The sequence below is a fragment of the Synechococcus sp. FACHB-909 genome, from assembly GCF_014698945.1.
Lineage (GTDB): Bacteria > Cyanobacteriota > Cyanobacteriia > PCC-6307 > Cyanobiaceae > Cyanobium.
The window spans coordinates 99,936-114,580 of the sequence record NZ_JACJTY010000008.1 but is presented as its reverse complement, the minus strand read 5'-3'; the positions used below and the strand labels follow the sequence as shown (position 1 = coordinate 114,580).

The window sequence follows — 14,645 nt, the reverse complement described above, 5'->3', positions numbered from 1 at the left end:
TCGCCCCTCCGGACCCCATCCATTGGTCCCATCCAGTAGTCCCAGTTCCGATCAGCCCCTGGGCAACAGGCTGCAGCAGGATCTCAAGAACGATCTGATCGCCGGTCTGCTGGTGGTCATTCCGCTGGCCACCACGATCTGGCTTGCCACCACGGTGAGCCGCTTCGTTCTGGCCTTCCTGACGTCGATCCCCAAGCAGTTCAACCCGTTCAACACCCTCAACCCCCTCCTCCAGGACCTGATCAACCTGGGGGTGGGACTGCTGGTGCCGCTCCTCGGCATCCTGTTGATCGGTCTGATGGCCCGCAACATCGTCGGCCGCTGGCTGCTGGAGTTCGGTGAGGGCACCCTGCTGCGCATCCCCCTGGCGGGCTCCGTCTACAAGACCCTCAAGCAGCTGCTGGAAACCTTCCTCCAGGGCAATTCCGCCCGCTTCCGGCGGGTGGTGCTGGTCGAATACCCCCGCGAGGGGCTCTATGCCGTCGGCTTCGTCACCGGGGTGCTGGGCACGGCCATCCAGGCCGATTTCGGCGAGACCATGCTCAGCGTCTTCATTCCCACCGCCCCCAACCCCACCACCGGTTGGTACGCGGTGGTGCCCGAGCGTCTGGTCAAGGACATCGAGCTGAGCGTCGAGGATGCCTTCCGCACGATCATCTCCGCCGGCATCGTCAGCCCCGACGAGCGGGAACCCACCTCCAACCGCAGCTTCGCCAGCCTGCTGGCCCAGCTGCGCGCCCCCCAACCCTCCTGATGCAGAGTCGCACCCTTGCCCGTGAACTGGCCCTGCTGATGCTGGGTCAGGTCAGCGACCGCGGCAGCGGCGCCGAAGCCCCCTCCGGCTCTTTTGATCTGCTGCTGCAGCAGGCCGTCACCAGCCTCAGCCAGCACGTGCGTGAGGCCCTCGACCGTTCCGCCGAGGATCTCCAGCAGGCCCAGCAGCGGCTGCTGGACAGCGAGCTGCAGGACCAGGGGGAGAAGCAGCTGCCCACGGTGCGGCGCCACCTGCAGGAGGGCCTCACCCACGCCGAGCACGCCCTCAACCGCCTCTCCGCCAGCCTGGAGTTGCCGCGTCTGCTGCTGCTGGCCGACCAGGAGGCGGTGCAGCGCGATGCCATCGGCCGCATCCGGGCGGTGCTGCGCGACCGCGAAGCCCTTGACGGCCGCATCGATGCGGTGATGGAGGGCTGGCGCCTCACCCGCCTGCCCCGGGTCGACCGGGACATCCTGCGGCTGGCGGTGGTGGATCTGGAGGATTTCGGCACCCCCGCCGCCGTGGCCTGCAATGAGGCGGTGGAGCTGGCCAACCGCTACAGCGACGAGCAGGGGCGACGCATGATCAACGGCGTGCTGCGGCGCTTCACCGCCGCCCGGGTCTGATCAGGAACGCGATGGTCTTCGATTGGTTCAAACGGGCCCTGGCCCAGCCCGCCCCGGCGCCCGCCGCCGCACCGACACCGGAGCCGGAGCCCGAGTCCCCGCAAGAGCCTGAGGGCGCGGTGGCCCCGGCCGTGCCCGAAGCCACGGCCCCGGTGGCCGTGCCTCCTTCCGAGGCCGCCCCGGCTGCCGCTGATTCCGCACCGGCTGCTGCTGCCGCCCCCGCCGGCCCGGGGGTCGACGAGGACGCCCTGGCCTGGGCCCGCCAGGCCTATGCCCGGCTGAAGGCCCAGCAGGAGGCCGCCAGCCAGGCCGCAGCGCCTCGGGCAGCCGAGGCATCACCCGCTCCTGAAGCCGCTCCCGAAGCCGCTCCCGAGCCGCCAGCGGCCACCCAACCCGAGCCCGAGCCCGAGCCCACACCCGCCGCCCCGCCCATGGCGACCGGCCTGTCCCTGCTGGAGCAGGCCGCCGCCCAGCGTCAGCAGCGCCTCCAGGAGATCACCGCCCCCGCCGAGCCCGCCCCGGCAGCAGCACCGGCCGCCGCCACACCGGCCGCCCCCGCGGCAGCGGACGCCGATCGGGCCGACCCCAGCCTCGGCGCCTTCGATGACACCTTCACCTGGTCGGCGGAGGTGCTGGCGGCCCAGGGACGCAGCGTTGAAGACGTCTCGCTGGAGGAGATCGACTGGCTGGGCCGGCTGCGGCGCGGCCTCGAGAAGACCCGCAAGGGGTTTGTCACCCAGCTGCTGGAGAACCTCGGGGACGATCCCCTCACCCCGGCGGTGCTCGACGACCTCGAGTCCACCCTGCTGCGCGCCGACGTGGGTGTGAAGGCCACCGACCAGGTGCTGGAAGCCCTGCGACGCCGCCTCAACGAGGAGGTGGTCGACCCGGCCGAAGGCCTCCGCTTCCTCAAGGAGCAGCTGCGCGGCCTGCTGGACGAGCCGATCCGCGCCGGCGGCACGGCCCTGCTGGCCCCCCAGCGCGATCGGCTCAACGTCTGGCTGCTCGTCGGCGTCAACGGGGTCGGCAAGACCACCACCCTCGGCAAGCTGGCCAACCTGGCGGTGCGCAGCGGCTACAGCTGCCTGATCGCCGCCGCCGACACCTTCCGGGCCGCCGCGGTGCAGCAGGTGAGCGTCTGGGGGGAGCGCAGCGGCGTGGCCGTGGTCGCCAATCCCAGTTCCAACGCCGATCCGGCGGCCGTCGTCTACGACGCCATCGGCGCCGCCCGCTCCAAGGGCACCGAACTGGTGCTGGTGGACACGGCCGGGCGGCTGCAGACCAAGCACAACCTGATGGAGGAACTGGGCAAGGTGCGGCGCACGATCACCAAGCTGGCGCCGGAGGCGGCGGTGGAATCGCTGCTGGTGCTCGATGCCAGCCAGGGCCAGAACGGCCTGCGCCAGGCCATGGCCTTCGCCAGTGCCGCCGGTCTCACCGGAGTGGTGCTCACCAAACTGGACGGCAGCGCCCGCGGCGGCGTCGCCCTGGCGGTGGCCTCCGAGGCGGGGCTGCCGATCCGCTTCATCGGTGCCGGCGAGGGCATCCGCGACCTGCGGCCCTTCAACAGCTTCGAGTTCGTCGAGGCCCTGCTCGCCTCCTGAGGCCCTGCCCGGCTCCTGAAGCCGCCTGCCGCTGCTACCTTGCGTGTCCTTTGCGGCCGCTCGGTGAGCAGCCTGCCGCCTCCGCAGCCCCATTCCACCCCCACCACGGCGTCCCGTCCCGGTCAGGGGCTGTCCGTCGCCGCCTCGCTGCGCCAGCTGCTCGACAGCCTCGGCCGTGAGCAGCGCCGCAACCTGGAGCTGCTGGCGTCCCTCTCCTTCGCCCTGCGCAGCTACACCAACCTCAAGCGCTTCCTCGAGCTGGTGCCCCTGGTGGCCGCGCGCCTGGTGGAGGCGGAGGGCAGCCTGCTCGTGGTGTTCCACGCCGATGGCCGCCTCTGGCGCGAGCAGCTCCAGGCCACCCCCGGCGAGCGCAGCGCCGAGGTGCTGCGCCAGCTGGCCGCCCTGCCCGATGGGCAGCTCCAGAACCAGGAGGGCGACGAGGCCGTCGCGGTGCTGCTCGACCCCCTGATCCAGCGCCTGCTCGGCGCCCACCAGGTGTTCGCCACCTCCGTGGTGGCCCGCAGCCGCCAGCGGGGCCGGCTCTACGTGTTCAGCGACCGGCGCGGCTACAGCTGGAGCGACGTGCGCCGCCGGCACCTGCAGCTGGTGGCCGACCTCACCGGTGTGGCCCTGGAGAACGAGGTGCTGCAGCAGGACCGGCGCCGCCATGAGCGGCTCGACCGCCAGCTGAGCATCGGCGCCGAGGTCCAGTCCCAGCTGCTGCCCGACCACTGCCCCGTGATCGACGGCGTCGAGCTGGCGGCCCTCTGCCGCCCCGCCTTCCAGGTGGGCGGCGACTACTACGACTTCATCCCCACCCAGCCCCAGCTCAGCGGCCACCGGCGCGAGCAGGCCCCCTGGGCGCTGGTGATGGGCGATGTGATGGGCAAGGGGGTGCCGGCCGGCCTGCTGATGACCCTGCTGCGGGGCATGCTGCGGGCCGAGGTGCTCAGCGGACTGCCGCCCGACCGCATCCTCCACGACCTCAACCAGCTGGCCCAGGAGGACCTGGCCCACTCGCACCGCTTCGTCACCCTCTTCTATTCCGACTACGACCCCCGCACCCGCCTGCTGCGCTACGCCAACGCGGCCCACAATCCGCCCCTGGTCTGGCGGCGCCAGTCGGGCCGGGTGGAGCGGCTCGACACCCCCGGCCTGCTGATCGGCCTGCAGAGCGAGGCCGAGTACGGCTGCGGCGAGCTGCAGCTGGAGCCCGGCGACGTGATCCTCTACTACACCGACGGTGTGACCGAAGCCAGCGGCTTCAGCGGCGAGCGCTTCGACGAGGAGCGGCTGCTGAAGGCCTTCCAGGGCGCCTGCCGGGCCGCCCACGAGGCCCAGGCGATCCTGGATCGGCTGTTCGATCGCCTTGACCGTTTCGTCGGCAGCGACCGCCGCCTCGAGGACGACGCCTCGATGGTGGTGCTGAAGGTGCGGGACGGGGTGGTGCTGCCCTCCCTGCCCCCCACCTGAGACGAATGGCAAGCTGAGGGGCTGAGCGGAATGCCCTGATGGTCGCCGACCCCTCCCCCACCACCTGGAGCGATCGCTTCGAGCAGGGCCTGCATCCGGCGATCGAGCGGTTCAACGCCTCGATCGGTTTCGACATCGCCCTGCTCCAGGAGGATCTCGACGGCTCCGTCGCCCACGCCCGCATGCTGGGCCGCTGCGGGGTGATCAGTGAGCCGGAGGCGGAGCGCCTGATCGAAGGGCTCGAAGCCATCCGGGCCGAGGCGGCCGCCGGGCAGTTCACGCCGGGTCTGGAGGCGGAGGACGTGCATTTCGCCGTGGAACGGCGCCTGATCGAGCTCCTCGGCCTCCTCGGCAAGAAGCTGCACACCGGCCGCAGCCGCAACGACCAGGTGGGCACCGACCTGCGCCTCTGGCTGCGGCGCCGGATCGATGCCATCGACGCCGCCCTGGTGCGCTTCGAGCGGGCCCTGCTGGCGAGGGCCGAGGCCCACCCCGACACCCTGATCCCCGGCTACACCCACCTGCAGCGGGCCCAGCCGGTCTGCCTGGCCCACCACCTGCTGGCCTACGTGGAGATGGCCGAGCGCGACCGCCAGCGCCTGGCCGACGTGCGCCGCCGCGTCAACATCTGCCCGCTCGGGGCGGCGGCCCTGGCGGGGACGCCGGTGCCGATCGACCGCCGCCAGACCGCCGCCGAGCTGGGCTTCGAGGCGATCTACGCCAACAGCCTCGATGCGGTGAGCGACCGGGACTTCGCCGTCGAGACGATGGCGGCCCTCTCCCTGGTGATGGCCCACCTCAGCCGCCTGGCGGAGGAGGTGATCCTCTGGGCCAGCGAGGAGTTCGGCTTCGTGGGGCTCACCGACCGCTGCGCCACCGGCAGCAGCCTGATGCCCCAGAAGAAGAATCCCGATGTGCCCGAACTGGTGCGCGGCAAGAGCGGCCGGGTCTTCGGCCATCTGATGGGGCTGCTGACGATGATCAAGGGCCTGCCCCTCGCCTACAACAAGGACTTCCAGGAGGACAAGGAAGCCCTCTTCGACGGCGTGCGCACCTGCCTCGACTGCCTGGAGGCGATGGCCGTGCTGTTCGAGGAGGGGCTCGACTTCCGCCCCGCCCGGCTGGAGGCCGCCGTGGCCGCCGATTACTCCAACGCCACCGATGTGGCCGACTATCTGGTGGCCCGGGGTGTGCCGTTCCGGGAGGCCTACCAGTTGGTCGGTGGGCTGGTGAAGACCTGCCTGCTGGAGCAGCGGCTGCTGGCGGATCTGCCCCTGGAGCGCTGGCAGCAGCTCCATCCCGCCTTCGAGGCGGACATCCACCAGGCGATTGCCCCGCGGCAGGTGGTGGCGGCCCGCCGCAGTGAGGGCGGCACGGGCTTCGAGCGGGTGGCCGAGCAGCTGGCCCTGGCGCGGGAACGCCTCGATCGCACCCCCTGAGCTCCCCGGGCGGGCGTTGGAATCGCGTGTCTACGTCTAATCTTGGGGGGTCTCGGGCGCCCGCGCGCCCCATCGGTTCCCCCTCATCGGTCAGTGAGTATTTTCGTCGGCAATCTTCCCTTCCGCGCCGAGCAGGAAGACGTGGCTGAACTGTTCGCGCCCTTCGGCGAAGTGGTCAACTGCTCCCTGCCCCTGGAGCGCGACACCGGCCGCAAGCGTGGCTTCGCCTTCATCGAGATGGCCGATGCCGACACCGAGACCAAGGCCATCGATGCCCTGCAGGGTGCTGAGCTGATGGGACGTCCCCTGCGCATCAACAAGGCGGAACCCCGCAGCGGCGGTGGTGGCGGCGGCGGCGGTCCTCGCCGCGGCGGTGGCGGCTACGGCGGTGGTGGCGGCTATGGCGGCGGCGGTGGTGGCTACGGCGGTGGCGGTGGATATGGCGGCGGTGGCGGCGGCTACGGCGCCGACCGCGGGTCCGGGGCCAAGGGCTGGGAGGACCGCAGCTACGGCGGCGCTGGAGCTGGTGGCGGCGGTGCCGCCCCCGATGCCTTCGAGGCGGGTCGCTCCCGCCGGCGCCGCAGCGGCGGTGGCGGTGGTGAGTACGGCGGCGGCGACTACGGCGGCGCCGAGGTCTGAACCGCCTTACAGGCCCCGTTCCTCCAGCTGGCGGGCGGCGGCCTCCAGCACGGCGGGGCCAGCGTCCGCCTGGCCGGCCTCCCGGGTCAGCCAGCCGCGCCAGTGGCGGGCCCCGCTGACCCCCTCCACCACCTGCACCAGGTGCCGGGCGATCGGCCACAGCCGGCCCCCCGAGGCGCACCAGCGCTCGGCGTGGGGCAGCACCCCCCGCACCACCGTCGAGGCCCGCGGCTCCCCGCCGCCGGCGTCCCCGAAGATCAGGCCGTCCACCCCCGCCCAGCGCAGCGGATGGGCGTAGGCGGCCCGGCCCACCATCACCCCGTCCACCAGGGCCAGCTGCTCCTGGCAGGGGCCCAGGTCCTCCAGGCCGCCGTTCAGTTCGATCGTCAGCCGCGGCCGCTCCCGCTTGAGGCGGTGCACCAGGTCCCAGCGCAGGGGCGGCACGGTGCGGTTCTGTTTCGGATCGAGGCCGTTCAGCCAGGCCTTGCGGGCGTGGACGGCGAAGCGGGCGGCACCGGCCGCCGCCAGGCTGTCGACGAAGGCCAGCAGTTCCTCGTAGGAGTCCCGTTCGTCGATGCCGATGCGGTGCTTCACCGTCACCGGCAGGGGCGAGGCCGCCGCCATCGCCGCCACGCAGCGGGCCACCCGCTCCGGCTCCGCCATCAGGCAGGCCCCGAAGCGGCCCTGCTGCACCTTTTCGCTGGGGCAGCCGACGTTGAGGTTGATCTCGTCGTAGCCCCAGTCGGCCCCCATCCGGGCGGCCTCCGCCAGCAGCTCCTGGTCGTCGCCGCCCAGCTGCAGGGCCAGGGGGTGTTCGGCCGGATCGAACCCCAGCAGCCGTTCCAGCCGCTGCTGCCGTTCCCCCATCCGGGAGGGGGAGCCGTCCTGGGCGATGTGGTGCAGCGCCCGGGCCACCACCATTTCGGAGTAGAGCAGGCAGTGCCGGCTGACCTGCCGCATCAGCACCCGGAAGTGCCGATCGGTGCAGTCCAGCATGGGCGCCACACTGAAGCGGTAGTTGTGCTCCATCGCCCCATGCTGCCCAGCCGTGCCTCCGTGGTGGTGGTGGGAGGCGGCCCGGCGGGCTTCATGGCCGCCATCGCCGCCGCCGAAGCGGCCGCTGGCCACCTGTCCGGGGGGGTGCTGCTGCTGGAGTCCACCCCCGAGCCCCTGCACAAGGTGCTGATCAGCGGCGGCGGCCGCTGCAACGTCACCCACGCCTGCTGGGATCCGCGGCTGCTGGTGGATCACTACCCCCGCGGCGGCAAGGCCCTGCGGGGCCCCTTCTCGCGCTTTGCCCCCGGCGACACGGTGGCCTGGTTCCAGGCCCATGGCCTGCAACTGGTGGAGGAGCCCGACGGACGGCTGTTCCCCCGCTCCAACCGTTCCTCCTCGGTGATCGACACCCTGCGCCGGGCGGCGACCGCCGCCGGGGTGGCGGTGCACACGGCCGAGGCGGGGCAGGCGGCGGAGGCCCTGCCCGGCGGCGGGTTCCGGCTGCGGCTGCGCTCAGGGGCCGAGCTGCTCGCCGATCGCCTCGTGCTGGCCACGGGCAGCCACCCCAGCGGCCACCGCATCGCCGCCTCCCTGGGCCATGGCCTGGTGGCGCCGGTGCCCTCCCTGTTCACCCTCACCCTGGCCGACCACCCCCTGCTGGCCCTGGCCGGGGTGGCGATGGACCCGGTGCAGCTGGAGCTGCTGCTGACGCCCCTGGCGGACGCCGCCACGGCCCCTAGCGCCCCCGGCAAGCCCCAGCGGCAGCGGGGGCCCGTGCTGATCACCCACTGGGGCCTCAGCGGCCCGGCCACCCTGCGGCTCACGGCCTTCGCCGCCCGGACCCTGCGGGAGCGCCGCTACCGGGCCGAGCTCCGGGTCGACTGGACCGGCGGCCGCAAGCCGGCGGAGCTGGAGGGCTGGTTCGCCGCGGCGCGGCGCGAGCAGGCCCGGCGTCAGCTCGGCAACTGGCGGCCCTGGCCCGACCTCAGCCGCCGCCTCTGGCTGCACCTGCTGGCCCTGGTCGGGGTCGACGCCAGCCTGCGCTGGGCCGATCTCCCCCGCCGCCATGAGCAGGCCCTGGTGACGGCCCTGCGGGACAGCCGCTACCGGGTCTCCGGCCGCGGCCCGTTCGGCGAGGAGTTCGTCACCGCCGGTGGTATCCCCCTGGCGGAGGTCAACCTGGCCACGATGGAGAGCCGCCTGCGACCGGGCCTGTTCCTGGTGGGGGAGCTGCTGGACGTGGACGGGGTGACCGGTGGCTTCAACTTCCAGCACTGCTGGAGTTCGGGCTGGCTGGCGGGCCAGGCCCTGGCGGCTCAGCGCACGTGCTCGTAGATCGAGAACATCGGCAGATACATGGCCAGCAGCACCGATCCCACGATGATGCCCACCAGCACGATCATCGCCGGCTCCAGCATGGAGGTCATGGCCTTCACCATCGTGCTGACCTCGTCTTCGTAGAAGTCGGCCACTTTGGAGAGCATGGCGTCCATTTCGCCGGTTTCCTCTCCGATGGCGAGCATGTTGACGCACATCTCGGGAAACACGTTCTTCAGCCGCAGGGCCGCGCTCAAAGGCATGCCCTCACTCACCTCATTCTTGGAGGAGATGATGGCATCGGAGATCACCGAATTGGTGGCTGTTTCCCTCACGATCTCCAGCGAAAGAAGAATCGGAACTCCCGCCTTGGAGAGGGAACTCAGGGTGCGGCAGAACTGGGCACTGGCGGATTTCTGCAGCAGTTCTCCGAACAGGGGCAGCTTCAGCAGCAGGCCGTCGATCTGGCGGCGGCCCATTGGTGTGTTGTAGGTGGAGACCACCCAGAAGGCGAAGCCGACCAGGCCCGCCAGCAGGATCAGGGCCTTCCAGGAGCGCAGGAACTCACTCAGGTTGAGCATCAACTGGGTGAACAGGGGCAATTCCGCCCCCAGCTGTTCGAAGACGCTCGAGAAGGTGGGGATCAGGAAGATCGTCATGCCCAGGAACACGGCGATGGCGATCACCAGCACCGTGACCGGATAGCTCATCGCCCCTTTGATCTGGTTCTGGAGCTTGGCGTTGTCCTCCAGCAGCTTGGCCAGGCGTTTGAGGGTGTCGTCCAGGACGCCACCGGCCTCACCCGCCTCCACCAGGGCGATGCTGAGGTTGTCGAACACCTTCGGCCAGCGGCGCATGGCGTTGCCCAGGCTGTCGCCCTGGTTGACGTCCTGGGTCATGCCGGCCAGGGCCAGGCGCATCTTGTTGGAGCGCTGCTGGACCCGCATCAGGTCGAGGCTGCGCAGGATCGGCACGCCCGCATCCACCAGGGCGGAGAGCTTGTTGGCGAACAGGGCCTTGTCCCGGATGGTCACAGGCCCCTCGAGCAGGTCGGACAGGCCGCTGAAGGAGGAGGACGTCTTCTTGACGGCCGCGGCCTGGGGGACCTTGGGGGTCTCCTTGCGCACCAGGGTGTTGGCCAGGATGCCGCGGCGGCGCAGCTCCCGGCGGGCGACGGAGGGGTTGTCGGCGTTCAGCGTCATCTCCCGGCGCTGGCCGGACTTGGTGGTGTAGGTGACGACGAAGGCGGTCATGGCATTCCTCAGCGATCGAGCAGTCGGACGAGCTCTTCAGGCTTGGTGGTCTTCAGCAGCGCCTCCTCACGGGTGACCCTGCCCTCCTCCACCAGGTTGGCGAGTGCCCGCTCGAGGGTCTGCATGCCCTGGCTGGCGCCGGTCTGGATCTGGGAATAGAGCTGGGAGCTCTTGCCTTCCCGGATCAGGTTGGCGATGGCGGGGGTGTTGATCATGATCTCCTGGGCCATCACCCGGCCGAAGGCCCCGTTGCCGGTGGGTTCGGCGCTCTTGCAGAGGGTCTGGGAGAAGACCGCCAGCAGACTGCCGCTCAGCTGCACCCGGATCTGGGTCTGCTGGCCGGCCGGGAACACATCCACCATCCGGTCGACGGTCTGGCCGGCGGAGCTGGTGTGCAGGGTGCCGAAGACGAGGTGGCCCGTCTCAGCGGCGGTGATCGCCAGCTGGATCGTCTCCAGGTCGCGCAGTTCCCCCACCAGGATCACATCGGGATCTTCCCGCAGGGCTGCCCGCAGGGCGTTGGAGAAGCTGCGGGTGTCTTCATTGAGTTCCCGCTGGTGAATGATCGACTTGTCGTTCCTGTAGGTGAACTCGATCGGATCCTCGATGGTGAGAATGTGCTCCGAACGGGTGGCGTTGATGTGCTCGATCAGCGCGGCCAGGGTGGTGGTCTTGCCGGAGCCCGTCGGTCCGGTGACCAGGACCAGACCCTTGGGCTTGCTGCTGATCTCCTCGACGATCGGGGGCAGGCCGAGTTTCTCGAGGCTGGGGATGGAGTTGCCGAGCGCCCGCAGGCAGGCCGCGTAGGTGCCCCGCTGGCGGTAGACGTTGATCCGGAACCGGGCCACGCCCTTGAGGCCGTAGGAGCAATCCAGTTCCCAGTTCTGCTCCAGGTTCTTGCGCTGGGCGTTGTTGAGCAGGGAGAAGATCAGACGGTTGCAGCTCTCCTCGGTGAGCTGGGTGTCCTGGATGATCGGCCGCAACTGGCCGCTGAAACGGCCGTAGGGGGGATTGCCCGCGGACAGGTGCAGGTCGCTGCCACCGGCCTTGACCAGTTCCTGCATCAGGTCTTCGATGAGGAGATCTATCCTGCTCAGCTCCGAACGCACAGACAGTAGGGACATTCCAACCATTCGTCCTCAAGGCCGGCCCCGCAGCTGCGGCAGGTGAGGGTGCTCAGGGCCCGGGCGCGCCGCTCCGATTCCAGGCCCGTGTCGGTGAGCAGCATGCGCTCCACCTCCTCCAGGGTGGTGAGGCCCTCCCGCACCAGATCGAGGCCGTAGCCGAGCAGGGTCTTCATGCCGCTCTCCAGGGCCAGGCGCCGCAGCTCCTCGGTCGTCGCCCGCTTGGCCACGGCGGCGGAGAGGGTCTCGTTCATGCGCAGGATTTCGTAGACCCCCACCCGGCCCTTGTAGCCCCGCCCCTGGCAGGCGCTGCAGCAGCCCTCCGAGCCGGGCAGGACCGTGTTGGCGCGGTAGAAGGAGATCTCGGTCTCGTCGGAGGCCACCAGGCCGAACCGGGCCAGCTCGCTGTGGTTGGGGTGGTAGGGGATCCGGCATTCGCTGCACAGGCGGCGCAGCAGGCGCTGGGACACCACCCCCAGCAGCGACGCGCTGACCAGGAAGGGCTCCATCCCCATCGCGTCGAGCCGGGCGAAGGCGCTGGCGGCGTCGTTGCAGTGCAGGGTGGTCAGCACCAGGTGGCCCGTCAGGGCCGCCTCGATGGCGGTGCGGGCCGTCTCCAGGTCGCGGGTCTCGCCCACCAGCAGCACGTCCAGGTCCTGCCGCATGAAGGCGCGCAGGGCGGAGCTGAAATCGAATCCCTTCTCGCGGTTCACCTGGGTCTGGGTGATGCCGGGGAGGGCGTATTCGATCGGATCCTCCACCGTGGAGATGTTGATCGTGGGGTCGTTGCGCTCCGAGAGCAGGGCGTACAGCGTGGTCGACTTGCCGGAGCCCGTCGGGCCGGTGACCAGGATCATGCCGAAGGGCTTGGAGCCGATGTCCCGCAGGGTGGACCTGGCTTCCTCGTCGGTGATCAGGGTGTCGAGGCCCAGCTGGGTGGCGCCGCTGTCGAGCAGTCGCAGCACCACCTTCTCGCCGTAGCGGCCTGGCAGGGTGCTGACCCGGAAGTCCATGGTGCGGCCGCGGAAGTTGCGGCGGATCCGGCCGTCCTGGGGCATCCGCCGTTCGGCAATGTCCAGGTCGGCCATGATCTTGAAGCGGGAGGTGACCGCGGGGATCAGGGTGCGGGGCAGCTTGTCGATGCTGCGCAGCACGCCGTCCTGGCGGAAGCGGACCAGCAGGCCGTCCTCCTGGGGCTCCACGTGGATGTCGCTGGCGCCGCTGGTGAGCGACTCGATCAGGATCCGGTCCACCAGGCTCATCACCGGTGAGACCCCCTCGCCCGAGCTGCTGGCTTCGAGGTCCTCGGTTTCCGGCGTGATCGGCCCCTGGGGGGTGGCGGCCTGACCCAGGTCAAGATCCCGGAAGAGGGAGGTGTGCTCCGCACCGGTGACCTGCGGGCGCTGGGTGAGACCTTCTGATGGCATCGACGGGAAGGATCGGGAGCGAAGCTTGGAAGCGAAGCCGGGTGTTGGAAGCGTGGCCGAGGTGCGGGCTTCCACCGCTTGTGGAGGGGGCTCCTGGGCATTCAACATAACGGCATCTGACATCCCTGCCAGAACGCATGACCGGCGACATCACTCCCCCCCATGAGGAACGGATCGATCCCCGGGAGGGCGCGGTCGACGCGGCCCGGGTGGAGGAGCTCCTCGAGACCCTGCCGGTGAACCCCGACGGCGGCACCGACCCCACGGGCTCCGCCCAGGCTTCCGGAGCTCCGGAGACCGCCGGCACCGCCCCGGACGCCACTCCGGACTCCGCTGCATCCGGCGCTGATCGCGTTGGCCAGCTGGAGGCCGAGCTGGCGGCCCTGCGCAGCGAGAACGAGTCGCTCAAGGGCCAGTACATGCGCATCGCCGCCGACTTCGACAACTTCCGCAAGCGCCAGACCCGGGACAAGGAGGATCAGCGCCTGCACATCACCTGCACCACCCTCACGGAGATCCTGCCGGTGGTCGACAACTTCGACCGGGCCCGGCAGCAGCTCAACCCCCAGAGCGAGGAGGCCCAGAGCCTGCATCGCAGTTATCAGAACCTCTATAAACAGCTGGTCGACGTGTTCAAGCAGCTCGGGGTGTCGCCGATGCGGGTGGAGGGGGAACCCTTCGATCCCTCGCTTCACGAGGCCGTGCTGCGGGAACCCAGTGAGGAGCATCCGGAGGACGTGGTGATCGAGGAGCTGCAGCGGGGCTACCACCTCGACGGCCGCGTCCTGCGGCATGCCCTGGTCAAGGTGTCGATGGGTCCCGGCCCGGCCGCATCGGCGCCTCCCAGCGAGGGGACGTCCGACTGATGGCCGATTACTACGACCTGCTCGGTGTCAGCCGGGACGTGGATGCCGACAGCCTCAAGAAGGCCTATCGGCGTCTGGCCCGCCAGTACCACCCGGACGTCAACAAGGATCCGGCCGCGGAGGAGCGCTTCAAGGAGATCGGCCGGGCCTACGAGGTGCTCAGCGATCCCCAGACCCGGGCCCGCTACGACCAGTTCGGTGAGGCCGGCCTGGGGGGCGGCGGCGGCATGCCCGACATGGGCGACATGGGCGGTTTCGCCGACCTCTTCGAGACCTTCTTCAGCGGTTTCGGCGGGGCCGGCGGTGGCGCCGCGGCCGGGGCGCGCCGTCGCGGTCCCCGCCAGGGCGACGACCTGCGCCTGGATCTCACCATCAGCTTCAGCGAGGCCGTCTTCGGCGCCGAGAAGGATGTCCAGATCCGCCACCTCGAGACCTGCACCACCTGCAGCGGTTCCGGGGCCAAGGCGGGCAGCGGCCCCACCACCTGTGGCACCTGCGGCGGCGCCGGCCAGGTGCGTCGGGCCACCCGCACCCCCTTCGGCAATTTCACCCAGGTGGCGCCCTGCCCCACCTGCGACGGCACCGGCCAGGTGATCGCCGATCCCTGCAACGCCTGCGGCGGCCAGGGCCTGCAGCAGGTGCGCAAGAAGCTGCGCATCAACATCCCCGCCGGCGTCGACACCGGCACCCGCCTGCGGGTCGGCCAGGAGGGCAACGCCGGCCAGCGGGGCGGGCCGGCTGGGGATCTCTACGTCTTCCTCACCGTCCAGTCCCACCCCCATCTGCGCCGCGACGGGGTGACGATCCATTCCGAGGTATCGCTCAACTACCTGCAGGCGATCCTGGGCGACACGATCGAGGTCGAGACCGTCGACGGCCACGAGCCGCTGGAGATTCCCCCCGGCACCCAGCCCGGGGCCGTCATCACCCTCCAGGGCAAGGGCGTGCCCCGGCTCGGGAATCCGGTGGCCCGTGGCAACCATCAGTTCACCATCAAGGTGCAGCTGCCCACCAAGCTCAACGGGGAGGAGCGGCAACTGCTCGAGCAGCTGGCCGGACACCACACCAGCAAGGGCCAGCGCCACCACCACAAGAGCGGCCTGTTCGGCGGCCTGTTCGGTTGAGCG

The 14,645-nt window shown here is 70.5% G+C and carries 13 protein-coding genes; 9 read left to right on the top strand and 4 right to left on the bottom strand.

Going from position 1 to position 14,645, the window contains the following annotated elements:
- Positions 1–22 precede the first annotated feature (22 nt).
- From H6G99_RS13575 to H6G99_RS13550, 6 genes are all read left to right on the top strand, one after another.
- Positions 23–754: a DUF502 domain-containing protein gene (locus tag H6G99_RS13575; protein ID WP_015109897.1), complete on the top strand. Its 732-nt coding sequence runs from the start codon at positions 23–25 to the stop codon at positions 752–754.
- Positions 754–1,380 carry a transcription antitermination factor NusB gene (gene nusB, locus H6G99_RS13570; RefSeq protein ID WP_094586340.1) on the top strand — a complete coding sequence of 209 codons (627 nt, stop codon included), beginning with the start codon at positions 754–756 and terminating at the stop codon, positions 1,378–1,380. Before H6G99_RS13575 ends, nusB begins: the two co-directional genes overlap by 1 nt.
- A gap of 11 nt (positions 1,381–1,391) precedes the next feature.
- Positions 1,392–2,984, top strand: coding sequence for a signal recognition particle-docking protein FtsY (gene ftsY / locus H6G99_RS13565; RefSeq protein ID WP_190612018.1), 1,593 nt, complete (start codon positions 1,392–1,394; stop codon positions 2,982–2,984).
- Positions 2,985–3,047: 63 nt separating this feature from the next.
- Positions 3,048–4,457 carry a PP2C family protein-serine/threonine phosphatase gene (locus H6G99_RS13560; RefSeq protein ID WP_502707689.1) on the top strand — a complete coding sequence of 470 codons (1,410 nt, stop codon included), beginning with the start codon at positions 3,048–3,050 and terminating at the stop codon, positions 4,455–4,457.
- A 38-nt stretch (positions 4,458–4,495) separates the two neighbouring features.
- Positions 4,496–5,896: an argininosuccinate lyase gene (gene argH / locus H6G99_RS13555; protein ID WP_190612016.1), complete on the top strand. Its 1,401-nt coding sequence runs from the start codon at positions 4,496–4,498 to the stop codon at positions 5,894–5,896.
- 93 nt (positions 5,897–5,989) lie between these two features.
- Positions 5,990–6,535 (top strand): RNA recognition motif domain-containing protein, encoded by a 546-nt coding sequence (locus H6G99_RS13550; RefSeq protein WP_190612015.1) that lies wholly within the window; start codon positions 5,990–5,992, stop codon positions 6,533–6,535.
- Positions 6,536–6,541: 6 nt separating this feature from the next.
- Here H6G99_RS13550 and dusA read toward each other — a convergent pair whose 3' ends face one another.
- A complete protein-coding gene (gene dusA / locus H6G99_RS13545) occupies positions 6,542–7,564 on the bottom strand; it encodes a tRNA dihydrouridine(20/20a) synthase DusA (RefSeq protein ID WP_190612014.1) in 1,023 nt (340 codons plus the stop codon).
- Positions 7,565–7,570: 6 nt separating this feature from the next.
- Here dusA and H6G99_RS13540 point away from each other — a divergent pair, with 6 nt between their 5' ends.
- Complete coding sequence (locus H6G99_RS13540) at positions 7,571–8,866, top strand: BaiN/RdsA family NAD(P)/FAD-dependent oxidoreductase (protein ID WP_190612013.1); 1,296 nt, start codon at positions 7,571–7,573, stop codon at positions 8,864–8,866.
- Here the strand turns inward: H6G99_RS13540 and H6G99_RS13535 are convergent.
- Genes H6G99_RS13535 through H6G99_RS13525 form a run of 3 tightly spaced genes read right to left on the bottom strand, consistent with a single transcriptional unit; the run spans position 8,848 to position 12,652 of the window.
- A complete protein-coding gene (locus H6G99_RS13535; protein ID WP_094587062.1) occupies positions 8,848–10,101 on the bottom strand; it encodes a type II secretion system F family protein in 1,254 nt (417 codons plus the stop codon). The two genes, H6G99_RS13540 and H6G99_RS13535, sit on opposite strands and share 19 nt — an antisense overlap.
- Before the next feature lie 8 nt (positions 10,102–10,109).
- Positions 10,110–11,189 (bottom strand): type IV pilus twitching motility protein PilT, encoded by a 1,080-nt coding sequence (locus H6G99_RS13530; RefSeq protein WP_094587082.1) that lies wholly within the window; start codon positions 11,187–11,189, stop codon positions 10,110–10,112.
- A gap of 5 nt (positions 11,190–11,194) precedes the next feature.
- Positions 11,195–12,652, bottom strand: coding sequence for a GspE/PulE family protein (locus tag H6G99_RS13525; RefSeq protein ID WP_190612011.1), 1,458 nt, complete (start codon positions 12,650–12,652; stop codon positions 11,195–11,197).
- 137 nt (positions 12,653–12,789) lie between these two features.
- On the opposite strand from H6G99_RS13525, the gene grpE reads away from it, so the two are divergent.
- A complete protein-coding gene (gene grpE, locus H6G99_RS13520) occupies positions 12,790–13,518 on the top strand; it encodes a nucleotide exchange factor GrpE (protein ID WP_094587058.1) in 729 nt (242 codons plus the stop codon).
- Positions 13,518–14,642, top strand: a complete 1,125-nt coding sequence (gene dnaJ, locus H6G99_RS13515; RefSeq protein WP_094587056.1) for a molecular chaperone DnaJ — start codon at positions 13,518–13,520, stop codon at positions 14,640–14,642. The genes grpE and dnaJ overlap by 1 nt, the downstream gene beginning before the upstream one ends.
- Positions 14,643–14,645: the final 3 nt, after the last annotated feature.